This window comes from Streptomyces sp. BBFR25 (assembly GCF_044590125.1).
Taxonomy (GTDB): Bacteria; Actinomycetota; Actinomycetes; order Streptomycetales; family Streptomycetaceae; genus Streptomyces; species Streptomyces canus_D.
Map to the genome: position 1 here is coordinate 1,079,473 of NZ_CP172447.1, position 16,736 is coordinate 1,096,208.

Below are 16,736 nucleotides of genomic sequence, written 5' to 3' on the forward strand. Positions count from 1 at the left end.
CCCGCAAGGGAGCAAGCCATGCCCGAAGGCGCGAACGATACCGATCGCAGGTGACTTTGATGGACAACTGGCGAGAGCACGCCGCATGCCGGACGGAGGACCCCGACCTCTTCTTCCCGATCGGCACCACCGGCCCGGCCGCATTGCAGACCGAGCAGGCGAAGGCGGTCTGCCGGACCTGTCCGGTCCAGGAGCAGTGCCTGCGCTGGGCGCTCGACACCGGGCAGACCCTCGGTGTCTGGGGCGGCACCGGCGAGCTGGAACGCCGGGCGCTCAAGCGGCGCGAGGCCGCGCGCCGGAGGTCGGGCTGATCCCGGCCGCCCGCGCCTAAGACAGGTCGGCGCGAGCGTCGTCGGCCGTGGGAGGAGCGCAATGAGCGTACGCGTGCGCCGCGTCTACGACCCGCCGGAGCCGGACGACGGCGTGCGGGTCCTGGTGGACCGGCTGTGGCCCCGGGGCGTGTCGAAGGACGCGGCGCGGGTGGACGAGTGGCCCAAGGGACTGACCCCGTCGAGCGAGCTGCGCCGCTGGTACCACGCGGGCGAGGGCTCGTACGAGGAGTTCGCCCGCCGGTACGAGGCGGAGCTGACCGCGTCGGAGGCGAGCGAACTCCTCGGCCGCGTACGGGAAATGGCCGGGGCGGGGGACGTGACGCTGCTGACCGCGGCCAAGTCCCCCGGCGAGAGCCACGCCGCCGTGCTGCTCCGCCTCCTCGACGAGGGGTGAGGGGCGCGGAGCGGCCCGCGGGCGCGTCCGTCGCTCAGGCGGTCTGCCGCGCCGCGGCCCGGCCGGCCGCCCGTCCGGAGAACAGGCAGCCGCCGAGGAAGGTGCCCTCCAGCGCGTTGTACCCGTGCACCCCTCCCCCGCCGAAGCCGGCCACCTCACCGGCCGCGTACAGGCCCTCGACCGGGGTGCCGTCGGCGCCCAGGGCGCGGGAGTCCAGGTCGGTCTGGATGCCGCCGAGGGTCTTGCGGGTGAGGATGTGCAGCTTGACGCCGATCAGCGGGCCTGCCGCGGGATCGAGGATGCGGTGCGGGGTGGCGACCCGGCCGAGGCGGTCGCCGATGTAGCGGCGGGCGTTGCGGATGCCCTGCACCTGGGCGTCCTTGGCGTAGGGGTTGGCCAGTTGCAGGTCGCGGGCCTCGATCTGGCGCCGGAGCGCGGCGGCGTCCAGGAGCGGCCGGTCGGTCAACCGGTTCATCTTCTCGACCAGTTGTTTCAGGTCCGGTGCGGTGACGAAATCGGCGCCGTTGCGCAGGAACGCGTCCACCGGGGCCGGGGCGCCCTTGCCGAGCAGGCGTTCGCGCAGGAAGCCGGCGCGGTCCTTGGCGGTGATGTCGGGGTTCTGCTCGGAGCCGGAGAGCGCGAACTCCTTCTCGATGATCTTCCGGGTGAGGATGAACCAGGAGTGGTCGTGTTCCGCGAGACCCTCGGCCGTGCGCAGGTGGCGCAGGGTGCCCAGGGTGTCGTAGCCGGGCAGGTACGGCTCGGGCAGTCGGCGGCCGAGCGCGTCGAACCACATGGAGGACGGCCCGGGCAGGATGCGGATGCCGTGGCCGGGCCAGATCGGGTCCCAGTTGCGCAGGCCCTCGGTGTAGTGCCACATCCGGTCCCGGTTGACCAGGCGGGCGCCCGCCTCGGCGCTGATGTCGAGCATCCGCCCGTCGACGTAGGCGGGGACGCCGGTGACCATCTCGGCGGGCGGGGTGCCCAGGCGCTCGGGCCAGTGGCGGCGGACGATGTCGTGGTCGGCGCCGATGCCGCCGGAGGTGACGACCACGGCCCGGGCGGTGAGTTCGAACTCACCGGCCGCTTCGCGGCTGGAGGCGACGCCGCGCGGTGAGTCGTCCGGCGCGAGGACCGTGCCGCGCACCCCGCGCGCGGTGCCGCCCTCGACGACCAGGTGGTCGACGCGGTGGCGGTGGTGGAAGGTGAGCAGCCCGTCCCGCGCGGCCTGCTTCGCGTACCGCACGAAGGGCTCGACGATCCCCGTGCCGGTGCCCCAGGCGATGTGGAAGCGGGGTACGGAGTTGCCGTGCCCGCCCGCCCTCAGGTCGCCGCGCTCGGCCCAGCCGACGGTGGGCAGGAAGGTGATGCCGTGTCCGGCCAGCCAGGACCGCTTCTCCCCCGCCGCCCACTCGACGTACGCCCGCGCCCAGCGCACGGCCCAGGAGTCCTCGTCCTCGGTCCGGTCGAAGCCGGCGCTGCCCTGCCAGTCGTTCCAGGCCAGGTCGAAGGAGTCCTTGACGCCGAGCCGCCGCTGCTCCGGGGAGTCGACGAGGAAGAGGCCGCCGAAGGACCAGAAGGCCTGTCCGCCGAGGTTGGCCGCGTTCTCCTGGTCCACCAGGGCGACCCTCCTGCCCCGGCTGGTCAGCTCGTGGGCCGCGACCAGGCCCGCGAGTCCCGCTCCGACCACGATGACGTCGGCATCCATGGCGACCGTCCCTTCCTGTTCCGTCATTGAGGCGCGCCGCCGTCGGTGAGCAGCGCGGTGAGCAGCTGTCCCAGCCAGACCCGGGCGCCTGCGACGTCCCGGTCCAGGAGCAGTTGGGTGGTGACCCCGTCGTAGGCGGCGACCACGGCGTGCGCGGCTTGCCCGGCGTCGCCGAGCGCGGCGGGCAGGGCGGTGTGTCCGCGGGCCCGCGCGAGCCGGTCGGCGATCGCTCGCCTGAGGCGGGCCCGGTGCTCCAGCAGGGTCCGGGCGACCTCGGGGTCGCGGGCGGCGTGCACCAGGAAGTCGGTCTTCACCAGGAGCCAGTCGCGGTCGAGGAGCAGCACCTCGGTGACGCGCTCGACCGCGGCGGGCACGTCCAGGTCGGGGCCGTCGGAGGCGAGGGCGGCGGTCACCTGCTCGGCGATCAGGCCGGCCCGTTGCTCGTAGAGGGCGAAGAACAGCTCGTCGAGGCTGTCGAAGTTGGAGTAGAAGGCGCCCCGGCTGTACCCGGCGGCCTCGCAGACCTCCTCGATCGACACCCGCCCGAAGCCCTTGGCGGCGAACACCGCGAACGCGGCGTCCAGGAGGTTCGCGCGGGTGCGCACGCGCCGCCTGGTCACCCGCCCGGTGGTCGCCCTCGCCGTCATGCCCGGCCCCTTCGCTCGGTTCGATACGGGAATGTATCGGATACACCGACGTATCGAAAGGGACGGACAGGGAGGGACGGCCACGCGGGGACGGCCACGACGTGGTTAGAACATATTTTCGAACAAGGAGTACGCTGGTCCCATGACCACGCACCTCCAGGGCTCGCTCTTCGACCAGGCCGACGAGGTCCGGCTGGGCCCGCTCGACGGACTGCGCCGCACCCACCTGGGCTCCGGAGCCTGGATCGACCTGCTCCCCGGGTGGCTGAGCGGCGCCGACGCGCTGTTCGAGCGGCTGGCCGCCGAGGTCCCCTGGCGCGCGGAGCGGCGGGAGATGTACGAGCGCGTCGTCGACGTGCCCCGGCTGCTGGCGTTCTACGGCGCCTCCGACCCGCTGCCCGACCCCCTGCTGGCCGAGGCGCGCGACGCGCTGTCGGCCCACTACGCCGGGGAGCTGGGCGAGCCCTTCACCACCGCGGGCCTGTGCCACTACCGCGACGGCCGGGACAGCGTGGCGTGGCACGGTGACCGGATCGGACGCGGCGCGCGCCGGGACACGATGGTCGCCATCCTCTCGGTGGGCGCGCCCCGGGACCTGCTGCTGCGCCCGGCGGGCGGCGGCGGGCAGACCGTGCGCCGCCCGCTGGGCCACGGCGACCTGATCGTGATGGGCGGCTCCTGCCAGCGCACCTGGGAGCACTGCGTCCCCAAGAGCACCCGCGCCGCCGGTCCGCGCATCAGCGTCCAGTTCCGTCCGCACGGCGTGCGCTGAGGGTCGGCGACCGCCCGCCCCGTGTATCTGCTTGGCTGTCCCGAGCGGGGACATCCGATCCGGAACGCGGGAGACCATGAGCGCGGACGTACGGCACGTGGCCGACGGCACCTACCTGGTGCACGGCGGCCACACCAACTGGGTGCTCCTCACCGACGGCGACGCGGTGACCCTCGTCGACACCGGCTACCCCGGCGACCGCCGGGCACTGCTCGACTCCCTGGCCGCGGTCGGCAGTTCGCCCGAGGCGGTGGCGGCCGTCCTGATCACGCACGCCCACAACGACCACCTGGGCTCCGCCGAGTACCTGCGCGCCACCCACGGCACCCCCGTCCTCCTGCACGAGGCCGAGGTGCCCCACGCCCGGCGCGACTTCCTCCAGCAGGTGTCGGTCGGCACGGTGCTGCGCAACGCCTGGCGGCCGGGCGTCCTGCCGTGGGCGGTGCACGTGCTGCGCACCGGCGGCACCCGACAGCACCCGGTGACCGCTCCCGCGCCCTTCCCGGCGGACGGTGCCCTCGACCTGCCCGGCCGGCCCGTGCCGGTGCACACCCCCGGGCACACCGACGGCCACTGCGTCTACCACCTCCCCGACGCCGGGGTGGTGATCTCCGGTGACGCGCTGGTGAGCGGGCACGCCCTCTCCCGCACCGAGGGACCGCAGCTGCTGCCCGACCTCTTCCACCACGACCGGACGCGCGCGACCGCCTCGCTCGACGTCATCGCCGGGCTGGCGGGCGACCTCCTGCTGCCGGGGCACGGTCCCGTCCACCGCGGGCCGGTGAAGGACGCCGCGGACCGGGCCCGGGAACGGGCGTTCTAGAGTCGGGGCATGGCCTTGCAGATCAGCGCCACCAATCCGGAGCACCCCGCGCTCCTGCTCGAACTGCCCTGGCAGCTGCCGCTGGAGCAGTGGCCCGAGGAGTACCTCGTGCCCCTGCCCCGCGGCATCTCCCGGCACGTGGTCCGCTACGCGCGCGCCGGGGACGAGGTGATCGCCGTCAAGGAGCTGGCCGAGCGGCCCGCGCTGCGCGAGTACCAGCTGCTGCGCGACCTGGACCGGCTCGCCATCCCGGCGGTGGACGCGCTGGCCGTGGTCACCGGCCGCTCCGACGCCGCCGGTGAGGCGCTGGAACCGGTGCTGGTCACCCGGCACCTGGGCGGTTCGCAGCCGTACCGGTCGATGTTCGAGACGACGCTGCGCCCGGCGACCATGCACCGGCTGATGGACGCCCTGGCGGTGCTGCTGGTCCGGCTGCACCTGGCCGGGTTCGCCTGGGGGGACTGCTCGCTGTCCAACACGCTCTTCCGGCGCGACGCGGGCGCGTACGCCGCCTACCTGGTCGACGCCGAGACCGGGGAACTGCACCCGCGGCTCAGCGACGGCCAGCGCGACTACGACCTCGACCTGGCCCGGGTGAACATCAGCGGGGAACTGCTCGACCTGGAGGCCTCCGGGGCGCTGCACCCCTCCGTCGACCCGGTCGACTTCGGCACCGAGATCTGCGCCCGCTACCGGAGCCTGTGGGAGGAGCTGACCCGCACCTCCGTCTATCCGGCGGGCAAGTACCACTACATCGAGCGCCGGATCCGGCGCCTGAACGACCTCGGTTTCGACGTGGCCGAGATGCAGATCGAGCACGCCTCCAACGGCGACACCGTCACCTTCGTGCCCAAGGTCGTCGACGCCGGTCACCACCAGCGCCAACTGCTGCGCCTGACCGGCCTGGACGCCGAGGAGAACCAGGCCAGGCGGCTGCTGAACGACCTGGAGAGCTGGATGGCCACCCAGGACGACTACGCCCCGGGCGACCCCCTCGGTGCCCGCCCGGAGGTCCTCGCCCACCGCTGGGTGCGCGAGGTCTTCCGGCCCACCGTGCGCGCCGTGCCGGTGGAGCTGCGCGGCGCGATGGACCCGGCGGAGATCTACCACGAGCTGCTGGAGCACCGCTGGTACCTGTCCGAGCGGGCCCAGCACGACATCGGCCTGGACACGGCCGTCGAGGACTACCTCGTCAACATCCTGCCCAGGGCCCGGGAGACCCTCCAGCCCACGGCGGACTGAGCGGCGCGGCCGAGGCTCAGGTGTGCGGGACCACCGCCACCGGGCACTCCGCGTGGTGCAGCACGCCGTGCGCCACCGAGCCGATCCGGGCGCCGACGGCCGTACGGCGGGCGCGGCGGCCGACGACCACCAGCTGGGCGTTCGCGGACACCGACAGCAGCACCTGGCCCGCGCTGCCCATCTCCACGTGCTCGACCACCGGCACGTCGGGGAAGCGCTCGCGCCACGGGGCGAGCGCCTCGCCGAGCGCCTTGCGCTCGTACTGCTCCAGGCCCCCGGCCTCGTCGGCCAGCGCCATCGAGCCGGGGCTGTAGGTGAAGACGGTCGGCAGGGTCCACGCCCGCACGGCGCGCACGGTGGCGCCGCGGGCGGCGGCCGCCTCGAAGGCGAACCCGATGACGTCGGCGCTGTCCTCCGGCTCGCCCTGCTGGCCCACGACCACCTCGCGGCCCGCGGCCTCGGCGGCGGCCTCGTCACCGGCCCGCACGAGGACGACCGGCCGGGTGGCCTCGGCGATCACCTGCTGGCCGACCGAGCCGAGCAGGAAGCCGACGACCGCGCCGTGCCCGCGCGAGCCGAGGACCAGCGTCTCGGCGTCGGCCGCGGCGGCGAGCAGGGCCGCGACGGCGTCGCCCTCGCGGACGTCGGTGGTCACCGTGAGGTCGGGGTGCCGTTCGGTGACCGTCCCGACCGCCTGGGAGAGGGCGTCGCGCGCCCAGCCCTCCTGCGTGTCCCGGTCCACCGAGTCCGCCACGCCCTGCCCCTGGAACCGCCAGGCGTGCACGACGTGCAGCGGGGCGCGGCGGCGGACCGCCTCCCTCGCCGCCCAGGCCAGTGCGGCCAGGCTCTCCTCCGAACCGTCCGAGCCTGCCGTGATCGGGCGCGTCATGCGGGTCCCTCCCTGGGTCGCGGGAACGTCGTTCTCACGGCCCAGTCTTCCCCAAGCCGCCCGCACGGCCCGCACGGGGGCGGCGGACGCACGCCGGTGGTCTCTCCCCCGGCCGCCCGAGCGAGGACCGGCGATCGAACATACGATGGCCGCAGGCCGGTGCGGTGACGGGGACGCCGGGCCGTGAATCCGGCCGCTCGACGTGGGGGACGTATGGCACAGGCCGACGGGGAGACGCGGACCGTCATCATGACCGTGGACGACGATCCGGGGGTCTCCCGCGCCGTCGCCCGCGATCTGCGGCGGCGCTACGGCGCCACGTACCGGATCGTGCGCGCGGAGTCCGGCGAGTCGGCGCTCGGCGCACTGCGCGAACTGAAGCTGCGCGGCGACCTGGTGGCCGTGATCCTGGCCGACTACCGGATGCCGCAGATGAACGGCATCGAGTTCCTCGAACAGGCCCTGGACGTGTATCCGGGCGCCCGGCGGGTGCTGCTGACGGCCTACGCGGACACCAACGCGGCGATCGACGCGATCAACGTCGTCGACCTGGACCACTACCTGCTCAAGCCCTGGGACCCGCCCGAGGAGAAGCTCTATCCGGTCCTGGACGACCTGCTCCAGGCCTGGCGGACCGGCGACCACCGTCCGGTGCCCAGCACCAAGGTCGTCGGACACCGCTGGTCGGCGCGGTCCTCGGAGGTCCGGGAGTTCCTGGCCCGCAACCAGGTGCCCTACCGCTGGTACTCCTCGGACGAGCCGGAGGGGCGGCGGCTGCTGTCGGCGGCCGGGCAGGACGGGCAGCGGCTGCCGGTGGTGATCACGCCGGACGGGACCCCGCTGGTGGAGCCGGAGGCGCCCGACCTGGCCGCGCGGGTGGGCCTGGCGACCACGCCGACGGCCGACTTCTACGACCTGGTGGTGATCGGCGGCGGCCCGGCGGGGCTCGGCGCGGCCGTGTACGGGGCCTCGGAGGGGCTGCGGACGGTGCTGGTGGAGCGGTCGGCGACCGGAGGTCAGGCCGGGCAGAGCTCGCGCATCGAGAACTACCTGGGCTTCCCCGACGGCGTCTCCGGCGGCCAGCTCACCGAGCGGGCCCGGCGGCAGGCGGCGAGGTTCGGCGCCGAGATCCTCACCGCGCGCGAGGTGACCGGCCTGGAGGCGAACGGCGCGGCGCGGGTCGTCCGGTTCTCGGACGGCTCGCAGATCGCCGCGCACAGCGTCATCCTGGCGACCGGCGTGTCCTACCGGCAGCTGACCGCGCCGGGCACCGAGGACCTGGCCGGCTGCGGGGTGTTCTACGGCTCGGCGCTGACCGAGGCGGCCTCCTGCCAGGGCCACGACGTGTACGTCGTCGGCGGCGCCAACTCGGCCGGGCAGGCCGCGATGTACCTGGCCCGGGGTGCCAAGTCCGTGACCCTGCTGGTGCGTGGCGAGTCCCTGGCGGCGTCGATGTCGTACTACCTGATCCAGCAGATCGAGGAGACGCCCAACATCCACGTGCGCTGCGGCACCGTCGTCGAGGGCGTGCACGGCGACGGCCACCTGGAGCGGCTCACCCTGCGCGACGCGATCGACGGCGCCACCGAAGTCGTCGACGCGCAGTGGCTGTTCGTGTTCATCGGCGCGGCCCCGCTGACCGACTGGCTGGACGGCACGGTGCTGCGGGACGAGCGCGGGTTCATCCTCGCCGGGCCCGACCTCACCCCCGACGGACGGCCACCGGCCGACTGGGAGCTGGACCGGCCGCCGTACCACCTGGAGACCAGCGTCCCGGGCGTGTTCGTGGCGGGCGACGCCCGCGCGGAGTCCGCCAAGCGGGTCGCGTCCGCCGTCGGAGAGGGAGCCATGGCCGTGATGCTCGTCCACCGGTACCTGGAGCAGTCGTGAGCGGGCGGCCGGTGCCGTGCAGCCCCGAGGAGATCGGGAAGCTGTTCCTGTTCGAGAAGCTGACGCCCGAGCAGTTGGGCAGACTGTGCGCCGAGGGCCGGGTGGAGCTGTTCGACCCGGGCCCCGTGTACGCGGAGGGCGAGGACGCCACCTGCTTCTACGTGATGCTGGAGGGGACGGTCGTGCTGTCCCGCCGGGTCGGCGGGGACGACGTGGAGACCAACCGCACCTCGCAGCCCGGGGTGTACGCGGGCGCGATGCAGGCGTACGTCGGCGACCGGGTGCCGCAGGTCTACAACAACTCGATGCGGGTCACCGAGCCGACGCGGTTCTTCGTGCTCCCGGCGGACACCTTCGCGGCCGTCATGCGGGAGTGGTTCCCGATGGCGGTGCACCTGTTGGAGGGCTTGTTCTTCGGGTCCAAGAACACCCAGCGCGCCATCGGCCAGCGCGAGCGGCTGCTGGCGCTGGGCTCGCTGTCCGCGGGTCTCACCCACGAGCTGAACAACCCGGCGGCGGCCGCGGTGCGGGCCACCTCGTCGCTGCGGGAGCGGGTGGCGAAGATGCGGCACAAGCTCGCCGTGATCGCCGAGGGGCCGTTCTCCCGCGAGGCGCTCGCGGGCCTCATCGAGATCCAGGAGCGCACGGCGGAACGGGTGGCCAAGGCGCCCTCGCTCAGCCCGCTGGAGGCCGCGGACCGGGAGGACGAACTCGGCGACTGGCTGGAGGACCACGGCATCGAGCACGGCTGGCAGCTCGCACCGACCTTCGTGCAGGCCGGTCTGGACACCGAGTGGCTGGAGCAGGTCGCGGCGGCCGTGGACGCGGAGATCCTGCCGGGAGCGGTCGGCTGGCTCAACTACACGGTCGAGACCGAGCTGCTGATGAACGAGATCGCGGACTCCACCGCCCGCATCTCGCACCTGGTGGACGCGGCCAAGCAGTACGCGCAGCTGGACCGGGCGCCGCACCGCACGGTCGACGTCCACGAACTCCTCGACAGCACCCTGCTGATGCTCTCCGGGAAGATCGGCCCGCGGATCGAGGTCGTCAAGGAGTACGACCGCACGGTGCCCCGGGTCCCGGCGTACCCGGCGGAGCTGAACCAGGTGTGGACCAACCTGATCGACAACGCGGTCGCCGCGATGAACGGCGCGGGCGGCGAGGGCACGCTGACCGTGCGGACGTCGCTCCACCACGACCGGCTGCTGGTGGAGTTCCGGGACACCGGCACCGGGATCGCCCCGGAGATCCGGGAGCGCGTCTTCGACCCGTTCTTCACCACCAAGCCGGTGGGCGAGGGCACCGGACTCGGTCTGGACATCTCCTGGCGCATCGTGGTCGACAAGCACCACGGCAGCCTCCAGGTCGAGTCCGTGCCCGGGGACACCCGGTTCCAGGTGCTCCTGCCGCTCACCGCCACGGAAACCGATCCGACCGATCAGACCGATCCGACCGAGCCAGCCGATCCGACCGAGGAGCCGGTATGACCAGCGACACCGGAATCGACCCCACCGTCCCGCCGAGCGGCACCGGCTGCGCCGATTGCGACGCGGCCGGCGGCTGGTGGTTCCACCTGCGGCGGTGCGCGAGCTGCGGCCACGTCGGCTGCTGCGACAGCTCACCGGGACAGCACGCGACCGCCCACTACCGGTCCACCGGGCATCCGGTGGTGCAGAGCTTCGAGCCGGGCGAGGACTGGTACTGGGACTACGCGACCAACGAGGTGCGCGAGGCGGGCCCCGAGCTCGCCCCGCCCGGCAGCCACCCGGCCGGCCAGCCGTCGCCCGGCCCGGCGGGCCGGGTCCCGGCGGACTGGGCCGGCACGCTGCACCGCTGACCCGGCCGCGGGAGCGGCGGCCGGGCCGGGAAACGGGGAGGCCCGCTGTCGGACCCGCGTGTCAGGATGGGCGGCGTGCAGACCTCACTCACCAGCCCACTCGTCGGCCGCGAGGACGAACTCGCGCGTCTCACCGGCGTGCTGGAGCGCGCCCGCGCCGGTGAGGCCCGCGCGGTCCTCGTCGCCGGGGACGCCGGAGTCGGCAAGACCCGGACCCTGGACGAGGTAGCCGGGCGGGCCGCGGCGGCCGGGACGACCGTGCTCACCGGTCACTGCGTGGACCTGGGCGACGTGGGTCTGCCGTATCTGCCGTTCACCGAGATCCTGGGCCTGCTCGCCGCCGACGAGCGGTTCGCCGCCGTGCTGGCCGGGCATCCGGTGGCCGACCGGCTGCTCGGCGGCGGCCCGGACGACGGGACCGACGCCGCGCCCTCGCGGCTCAGGCTCTTCGAGGGCGTGGCCGCCCTGCTGACCGACCTGGCGGACGTCGCACCGCTGCTGCTGGTCCTGGAGGACCTGCACTGGGCCGACCAGTCCTCCCGGGACCTGCTGAGGTTCCTGCTCGGCCGGGGCGTCCTGCAGCGCCCGGCGGGCGGGGCGCCCGGCCACCGGCTCGCGCTGTTCGCCTCCTACCGGGCGGACGACCTGCACCGCCGCCATCCGCTGCGCCCGCTGCTGGCTGAGCTGGTGCGCCTGCCCGGCGTGGAGCGGCTGGAGCTGCGTCCGCTGCCGGACGCCGACGTGGCCCGGCTGGTGCGCTCGCTGCGGCAGCGGCGGCTGCCGGACACCACCGTGCGCCGGATCGTGGAACGGGCCGAGGGCAACGCCTTCTACGCCGAGGAGCTGGTCGCCGCGACGGACGCGCCGGCCGGGGGCGTCCCCAGCGGGCTGGCCGACGTCCTGCTCATCCGGTTCGAGCAGCTGTCCGAGACCGCCCAGCAGGTGCTGCGCACCGCCGCCGTGGCGGGCCGCCGGGTGGGGCACGACCTGCTGCGGGACGCCGTCGGGCTGCCCGAGGAGGAGCTGGAATCGGCGCTGCGCGAGGCGGTGGAGCGGCAGTTGCTGGTCTCCGGCGACGGGGGCACCTACTCCTTCCGGCACGCCCTCGCCCGGGAGGCGGTCTACGCCGATCTGCTGCCCGGTGAACGAGCCCGCCTGCACGGCGCGTTCGCCCGGCTGCTCGCCGGTCCCGACCGCCGGTCGGACCACGCGGCCGAACGCGCGCACCACTACCGCGAGAGCCACGACCTGCCCGAGGCGCTCGCCGCGTCCCTGGAGGCCGCCGACCACGCCCAGCGGGTCGGCGCGCCGGCCGAGGAGCTGCGGCACGTCGAGGCGGCGCTCGACCTGTGGACGGCGGTCGACGCCGCCGCGCGTCCCGCCGGGCCCGACGCGGTGACGCTCACGCTGCGCGCCTCGGCGGCCGCCGTGCACGCCGGTGAACTGCACCGCGCGGTCTCCCTCACCCGCTCCGCGCTGGCCGGCCTCGGCCAGGACGCGGACCTGGAGCTGGCCGCACGCGTCCGCTACACCCTGGCCGGCAATCTGCTGAGCGTCGACAACCTGGAGTCCGCGTACGCCTACAGCAGCGAGGCGCTCGGTCTGATACCCGCCGAGCCGCCCTCCTCGACGTGGGTGTGGGCGGCGGCCACGCATGTGACGGCGGCCCGCCAGGTCGGTGAGAACGAGACGGCGCTGCGGGTGGCCCGCCGGGCGCTGGAGGCCGCCGAGGAGCTGGAGGTCATCGACGCCCGCGCCGATCTGCTGATCTCCCTGACGAGCCTGGAGGGCCACAACCGCGCCACCCCCGCGGGCCGGGAGCGGCTCCTGGAGGCACGCGCGCTGGCGCGCCGGGCGGGCAACGCGCCGGTGGAGCTGCGGGCGCTGTTCAACCTCGCCATCGGCTGCTTCGAGGCCGGCGACCTGGAGGAGTGCCTGCCCTGGGCGTCGGAGGGACTGGAGCGGGCCCGCCGCTCCGGGCTGCTGTCCTCGCCGTACCCGCGGGAGATGCGGTATCTGCGGCTGCTGGTGCGCTACACCCTGGGCCACTGGGACGAGGTGCTGCGCGAGTCCGCCGAGGACGCCGGGGAGCGGTCGGCCGTGGACGGTCATGCCCTCGGGCCGGGGCTGTACGTGGCGCTGGCGCGCGGTGACTCGGGGGTGGCCGACCGGGCCCGCGCCCTGTTGAGCGGGCCGTTCGACTGGATGGCGCGGATGGTCGCGGGGATCGTGCTGACCGACGCGGCGGCACTGCGCGGGGACGCGGAGGACGCCGTGCGGTGGATGCGGTCCAGCGTCGAGACGCTCACCGAAGCGGGCACGCGGCCCACCGTGACCCTCCGCCTCGCCACCCTCGCGCTGTCCGCCGTCGCCGACACCGTGACCGAGCTGCGCCGGGCCGGGGACGACGCCGGGGTGGCCCGCTGGTCGGACACGGCGGCCGAACTGCTGGCCGACGCCCGCTGGTCCGCCGGACACGGCTACGACGACGTCCCGCAGGGTCCGGAGGGCCAGGCGTGGCTGGCGCGCGCGGAGGCCGAGTGGTCCCGGATCGCCGACGCCGCGCCGGACCCGGCGGCGTGGGAGAAGGCGGTGGCCGCCTTCACGTACGGCGACTCCTATGAACGCGCGCGGTGCAGGCTGCGGCTGGCCGAGGCCCTGCTGGCCGCCGACCGCCGCGAGGAGGCGGCCGCCGAGGCCGACGCCGTACGCCGGGAGGCCGACCGGCTCGGCGCGACGGTGCTGCGCGAGCGGCTCGACGACCTGGCCCGCCGCGGCCGGCTCACGGGAGGCCCGGCGGCGGCCGCCGCGGGCGCCGCGGCGCTGACCGCCCGCGAACAGGACGTCCTGCGGCTGCTGGCCCTGGGGCACAGCAACCGCCGGATCGGGGAGGAGCTGTTCATCAGCGCCAAGACGGCGAGCGTCCACGTGTCCAACATCCTCGCCAAGCTGAACGCGGCGAGCCGCACGGAGGCGGTCGCGGTCGCCCACCGGCAGGGCCTGGTCGCCCCGGAGCCGTCGTCGCCGCGCTGAGGCGGGCGCCGGGAACCCCCGCCGCCGGGCGGACGTTGACCCGGCACCGGTACCCGGAGCGCGCACCACGACACAGGGCGGCACGATGAGCGACTTGGTCCCCGGGGGCAACGTCCCTCTGCCGGGCGGCCCCGTGAGCGTACGGGTGCCCGGCGGCTTCGACGTGTCGGCGCTCGTCACGGACGACGGCGGCAAGGTCGCGGGCGACGAGGACTTCGTCTTCTACAACCAGCCGCAGGCACCCGGCGCACGGCTGCGGGAGGACACACTCACCGTCGATCCGGCGCGGCTGCGGCCGGGCGCCACCCGGGTGACGGTGGCGGTCAGCCCCTCGGACCCCGGCACCGCCCTGAGCGCGCTCCCCTCCCCCACCGTCCTCGTCACCGACGCCCGCGGCCGGGCCGTCGCCCGGTTCACCCCGGCGCGTCCCGGACGGGAGACCGTGCTGCTGCTCGTGGAGTTCTACCGGCGCGGCGAGGACTGGAAGGTGCGCGCCCTGGGCCAGGGGTACGCGGACGGACTCGCCGGACTCGCCCGGGACTTCGGCGTGGAGGTGACCGACGAGGCGCCGCCGACGTCCGCCGCGGGGCCGGGACCGGCCACGTCCGGTGCCGAGTCCGACGGTTTCCTGGAGCTGGTCAACTCCGCTCGCGGTGCGGCTGGTTCGCCCTCCGTGCGGGCCGACTCCCGGCTGCTCGGCGCGGCCCGGGCGCACGCCGCCGCCATGGCCGCCGCGGGCACCCTGAGCGTCGAGACGCGGGACGGCGTCTCGGTCCACCAGCGCGTCGTCTCGGCCGGGTTCGCGTACCTCACCGTCGGCGAGCACCTGGTCTCGGGCCCGCGCACGCCCGCCGAGTTCGTCGCGTACTGCCTCGGCACCGAGCGCACCCGGCGCACGCTGCACGACGGCCGCTTCACACACGCCGGGTGGGCGCACGTCACCGGCGGGCCCTCGGGCGACACGTACTGGACGGCGGTGTGGGCGGTGCCGCTCACCCCGGACGGCCTGGTCCGTACGACGGCGGAGGTCGTCGACCTCACCAACCGGGAGCGGGCCGGGGCGGGACTGCCCGCCCTGGCCGTCGACGCCCGGCTGACCGTCGCGGCGCAGGCGCACAGCGCGGACATGGTGGCCCGCGACTTCTACTCCCACACCGATCCGGACGGCGGCAAGCCCTGGGACCGGGCCGCCGCCGCGGGCGCCGCCCGGCGCACGGTCGGCGAGAACATCGCCTGCGGCCAGCGCTCCCCCGCCGACGTGGTCGAGGGCTGGATGAACAGCCCGGGGCACCGGGCCAACATCCTCAAGGCCGACTTCACCCACATCGGTGTGGGCCTGGCCGGCGGCGGCCGGGCGGGCACCTACTGGACGCAACTCCTCGGCGGCTGAAGGATGAGGGCATGAAGGGTGACCTCTTTTCCAGCGAGCACATGGTGCAGCCCGCCACCGCGCCGGGCATGACCGTCGAGAACTCCAAATGCATCCGATACGCGGTGAACGGCGAGATGCTCGCCCGGCAGGGCGCGATGATCGCCTACCGGGGCGACCTCCAGTTCGAGCGCAAGGGCCAGGGCGTGGGCGGCATGCTCAAGCGCGCGGTCACCGGCGAGGGGCTGCCGCTGATGGCGGTGCGCGGACAGGGCGAGGCCTGGTTCGCGAACGAGGCGCAGAACTGTTTCATCGTCGAGGTGGAGCCGGGTGACGAGTTCACCGTCAACGGCCGCAACGTCCTGTGCTTCGACGCGTCGTTGTCCTACCGCATCGCCACCGTCAAGGGCTCGGGCATCGCCGGTGGCGGCCTGTTCAACAGCGTCTTCACCGGGCAGGGCAGGCTGGGCCTGGTGTGCGAGGGCAATCCGCTGGTCATCCCGGTGTCGCACCAGTACCCGGTCTACGTCGACACGGACGCGATCGTCGGCTGGTCCGCGGGACTCTCTACCTCCCTGCACCGTTCGCAGTCGATCGGCTCGATGCTGCGCGGCGGTTCGGGCGAGGCGGTCCAGCTGCTGCTCCAGGGCGAGGGCTTCGTCGTCGTACGGCCGAGTGAGGCGACGCCGCAGAAGACGCAGCAGCACTGACCCTCTCCTGCCTTCCTCCGGACCCCGGAATCCGTGTTGACCTTGGAGGCGTCGCGCGAAAGGGTGCGAAGGGCCGCGGATCACCGCCCGCGCCGGAAGGAAGACTGCCTTGATCGGGATCACGGAGATCGAAGCCGCGGCCGAGCGGATCGCCGGACATGTCGTACGCACCCCGACCGTGCCCAGCCCGGGGCTGTCCGCGCTGCTCGGCGTCCCGGTCACCGCGAAGCTGGAACTGCTCCAGCGCACCGGCTCGTTCAAGGCGCGCGGTGCCACGGCGAAGCTGCTGTCGCTGACCGAGGCCGAGCGGGCCGCCGGTGTCGTCGCGGTCAGCGGCGGCAACCACGGCATCGCGGTGGCGGTGATGGCCGCCGCCCTCGACGTGAAGGCCACGGTGGTCATGCCGCGTACGGCACCGGCCCGTTCCGTGGAGATCGCGGAGGAGGCGGGCGCGGTGGTGCGGCTCACCGACGGCATGGACAGCGCCTTCGCGCTCGTCGCCCGGCTCCGTGAGGAGGGGCTGACCCTGGTCCACCCCTTCGACGACCCCGTGGTGATCGCGGGGCAGGGCACCGTGGGACTGGAGTTCGCCGAGGACGCCCCGGAACTCACCGACGTGCTGGTGAGCATCGGCGGCGGCGGGCTGATCGCGGGCGTGGCGGCGGCACTGCGGGCGCTGCGGCCCGGGGTGCGGGTCTGGGGCGTGGAGACCGAGGGCGCCGAGGCCATGTCCCAGGCTCTCGCCGCCGGCGGGCCGCTCGCGGTGCCCCTGTCCTCGGTCGTCACCACGCTCAGCGCGCCGGCCGTCTCCCAGCTGACGTACGACCATGTGTCGGAGCTGGTCACCGAGGTGCTCGTGGTGCCGGACCGGGAGGCGGTGCGGGGTTCGCTGGCGCTCGCCGAGCACGCCAAGGTGTGGACCGAGCCCGCCGCCGGCTGTCTGCTCCCGGCGGCCCGGCAGGTGGTGGAGCGGGTGGGCGGTGACGCCCGGATCGGGCTCGTGGTGTGCGGGGGCAATGCCACGGTGGCCGACATGGCGGCGTGGGCGGACCGTTTCGGACTGCGCTGACGCCGGGCCGGATGCGGC

15 protein-coding genes are annotated in these 16,736 nt (G+C 74.4%); 12 read left to right on the top strand and 3 right to left on the bottom strand.

The features are described from left to right. Nucleotides 1-59 precede the first annotated feature (59 nt). Together ACGH52_RS04705 and ACGH52_RS04710 are read left to right on the top strand one after the other, a co-directional pair. Complete coding sequence (locus ACGH52_RS04705) at nucleotides 60-311, top strand: WhiB family transcriptional regulator (RefSeq protein WP_059297255.1); 252 nt, start codon at nucleotides 60-62, stop codon at nucleotides 309-311. 61 nt (nucleotides 312-372) lie between these two features. Further along, a complete protein-coding gene (locus ACGH52_RS04710; protein WP_121703920.1) occupies nucleotides 373-726 on the top strand; it encodes a DUF488 domain-containing protein in 354 nt (117 codons plus the stop codon). 34 nt (nucleotides 727-760) lie between these two features. Here the strand turns inward: ACGH52_RS04710 and ACGH52_RS04715 are convergent, their stop codons facing one another. Beyond that, nucleotides 761-2,434 carry an FAD-binding dehydrogenase gene (locus ACGH52_RS04715; protein WP_399946632.1) on the bottom strand — a complete coding sequence of 558 codons (1,674 nt, stop codon included), beginning with the start codon at nucleotides 2,432-2,434 and terminating at the stop codon, nucleotides 761-763. 23 nt (nucleotides 2,435-2,457) lie between these two features. After that, nucleotides 2,458-3,081, bottom strand: coding sequence for a TetR/AcrR family transcriptional regulator (locus tag ACGH52_RS04720; protein WP_059297258.1), 624 nt, complete (start codon nucleotides 3,079-3,081; stop codon nucleotides 2,458-2,460). 142 nt (nucleotides 3,082-3,223) lie between these two features. Here ACGH52_RS04720 and ACGH52_RS04725 point away from each other — a divergent pair, with 142 nt between their 5' ends. The 3 genes from ACGH52_RS04725 to ACGH52_RS04735 all read left to right on the top strand — a co-directional run bounded on the left by ACGH52_RS04725 (nucleotide 3,224) and on the right by ACGH52_RS04735 (nucleotide 5,918). Further along, complete coding sequence (locus ACGH52_RS04725; protein WP_076972981.1) at nucleotides 3,224-3,853, top strand: alpha-ketoglutarate-dependent dioxygenase AlkB; 630 nt, start codon at nucleotides 3,224-3,226, stop codon at nucleotides 3,851-3,853. Between the two features lie 76 nt (nucleotides 3,854-3,929). After that, a complete protein-coding gene (locus ACGH52_RS04730) occupies nucleotides 3,930-4,676 on the top strand; it encodes an MBL fold metallo-hydrolase (RefSeq protein ID WP_210975501.1) in 747 nt (248 codons plus the stop codon). 9 nt (nucleotides 4,677-4,685) lie between these two features. Next, complete coding sequence (locus ACGH52_RS04735) at nucleotides 4,686-5,918, top strand: DUF4032 domain-containing protein (RefSeq protein WP_076972983.1); 1,233 nt, start codon at nucleotides 4,686-4,688, stop codon at nucleotides 5,916-5,918. A 16-nt stretch (nucleotides 5,919-5,934) separates the two neighbouring features. Here ACGH52_RS04735 and ACGH52_RS04740 read toward each other — a convergent pair whose 3' ends face one another. Beyond that, on the bottom strand, nucleotides 5,935-6,807 hold the full coding sequence (locus tag ACGH52_RS04740) for a universal stress protein (RefSeq protein WP_059297262.1): 873 nt from the start codon (nucleotides 6,805-6,807) through the stop codon (nucleotides 5,935-5,937). Nucleotides 6,808-7,020: 213 nt separating this feature from the next. On the opposite strand from ACGH52_RS04740, the gene ACGH52_RS04745 reads away from it, so the two are divergent. The 7 genes from ACGH52_RS04745 (at nucleotide 7,021) to ACGH52_RS04775 (ending at nucleotide 16,718) form a co-directional block, all read left to right on the top strand. After that, the gene (locus ACGH52_RS04745) at nucleotides 7,021-8,697 is read left to right on the top strand and encodes an FAD-dependent oxidoreductase (RefSeq protein WP_399937797.1); all 1,677 of its coding nucleotides are present in this window, start codon (nucleotides 7,021-7,023) and stop codon (nucleotides 8,695-8,697) included. Then, complete coding sequence (locus ACGH52_RS04750; RefSeq protein WP_399937800.1) at nucleotides 8,694-10,187, top strand: ATP-binding protein; 1,494 nt, start codon at nucleotides 8,694-8,696, stop codon at nucleotides 10,185-10,187. The genes ACGH52_RS04745 and ACGH52_RS04750 overlap by 4 nt, the downstream gene beginning before the upstream one ends. After that, nucleotides 10,184-10,537: a UBP-type zinc finger domain-containing protein gene (locus ACGH52_RS04755; protein WP_121703914.1), complete on the top strand. Its 354-nt coding sequence runs from the start codon at nucleotides 10,184-10,186 to the stop codon at nucleotides 10,535-10,537. Before ACGH52_RS04750 ends, ACGH52_RS04755 begins: the two co-directional genes overlap by 4 nt. 66 nt (nucleotides 10,538-10,603) lie before the next feature. After that, on the top strand, nucleotides 10,604-13,570 hold the full coding sequence (locus ACGH52_RS04760; RefSeq protein WP_399937803.1) for an AAA family ATPase: 2,967 nt from the start codon (nucleotides 10,604-10,606) through the stop codon (nucleotides 13,568-13,570). An 85-nt stretch (nucleotides 13,571-13,655) separates the two neighbouring features. Further along, nucleotides 13,656-14,960: a CAP domain-containing protein gene (locus tag ACGH52_RS04765; protein ID WP_399937806.1), complete on the top strand. Its 1,305-nt coding sequence runs from the start codon at nucleotides 13,656-13,658 to the stop codon at nucleotides 14,958-14,960. Between the two features lie 11 nt (nucleotides 14,961-14,971). Then, on the top strand, nucleotides 14,972-15,649 hold the full coding sequence (locus ACGH52_RS04770) for an AIM24 family protein (RefSeq protein WP_059297268.1): 678 nt from the start codon (nucleotides 14,972-14,974) through the stop codon (nucleotides 15,647-15,649). 109 nt (nucleotides 15,650-15,758) lie between these two features. Next, nucleotides 15,759-16,718 carry a threonine/serine dehydratase gene (locus tag ACGH52_RS04775; RefSeq protein ID WP_399937809.1) on the top strand — a complete coding sequence of 320 codons (960 nt, stop codon included), beginning with the start codon at nucleotides 15,759-15,761 and terminating at the stop codon, nucleotides 16,716-16,718. Nucleotides 16,719-16,736 lie beyond the last annotated feature (18 nt).

Bases quoted from the DNA above. Each gene is read 5' to 3' on its own strand.
- ACGH52_RS04705 (WP_059297255.1), top strand. From the start codon at position 60: ATGGACAACTGGCGAGAGCACGCCGCATGCCGGACGGAGGACCCCGAC.
- ACGH52_RS04710 (WP_121703920.1), top strand. From the start codon at position 373: ATGAGCGTACGCGTGCGCCGCGTCTACGACCCGCCGGAGCCGGACGAC.
- ACGH52_RS04715 (WP_399946632.1), bottom strand. From the start codon at position 2,434: ATGGATGCCGACGTCATCGTGGTCGGAGCGGGACTCGCGGGCCTGGTC.
- ACGH52_RS04720 (WP_059297258.1), bottom strand. From the start codon at position 3,081: ATGACGGCGAGGGCGACCACCGGGCGGGTGACCAGGCGGCGCGTGCGC.
- ACGH52_RS04725 (WP_076972981.1), top strand. From the start codon at position 3,224: ATGACCACGCACCTCCAGGGCTCGCTCTTCGACCAGGCCGACGAGGTC.
- ACGH52_RS04730 (WP_210975501.1), top strand. From the start codon at position 3,930: ATGAGCGCGGACGTACGGCACGTGGCCGACGGCACCTACCTGGTGCAC.
- ACGH52_RS04735 (WP_076972983.1), top strand. From the start codon at position 4,686: ATGGCCTTGCAGATCAGCGCCACCAATCCGGAGCACCCCGCGCTCCTG.
- ACGH52_RS04740 (WP_059297262.1), bottom strand. From the start codon at position 6,807: ATGACGCGCCCGATCACGGCAGGCTCGGACGGTTCGGAGGAGAGCCTG.
- ACGH52_RS04745 (WP_399937797.1), top strand. From the start codon at position 7,021: ATGGCACAGGCCGACGGGGAGACGCGGACCGTCATCATGACCGTGGAC.
- ACGH52_RS04755 (WP_121703914.1), top strand. From the start codon at position 10,184: ATGACCAGCGACACCGGAATCGACCCCACCGTCCCGCCGAGCGGCACC.
- ACGH52_RS04760 (WP_399937803.1), top strand. From the start codon at position 10,604: ATGGGCGGCGTGCAGACCTCACTCACCAGCCCACTCGTCGGCCGCGAG.
- ACGH52_RS04765 (WP_399937806.1), top strand. From the start codon at position 13,656: ATGAGCGACTTGGTCCCCGGGGGCAACGTCCCTCTGCCGGGCGGCCCC.
- ACGH52_RS04770 (WP_059297268.1), top strand. From the start codon at position 14,972: ATGAAGGGTGACCTCTTTTCCAGCGAGCACATGGTGCAGCCCGCCACC.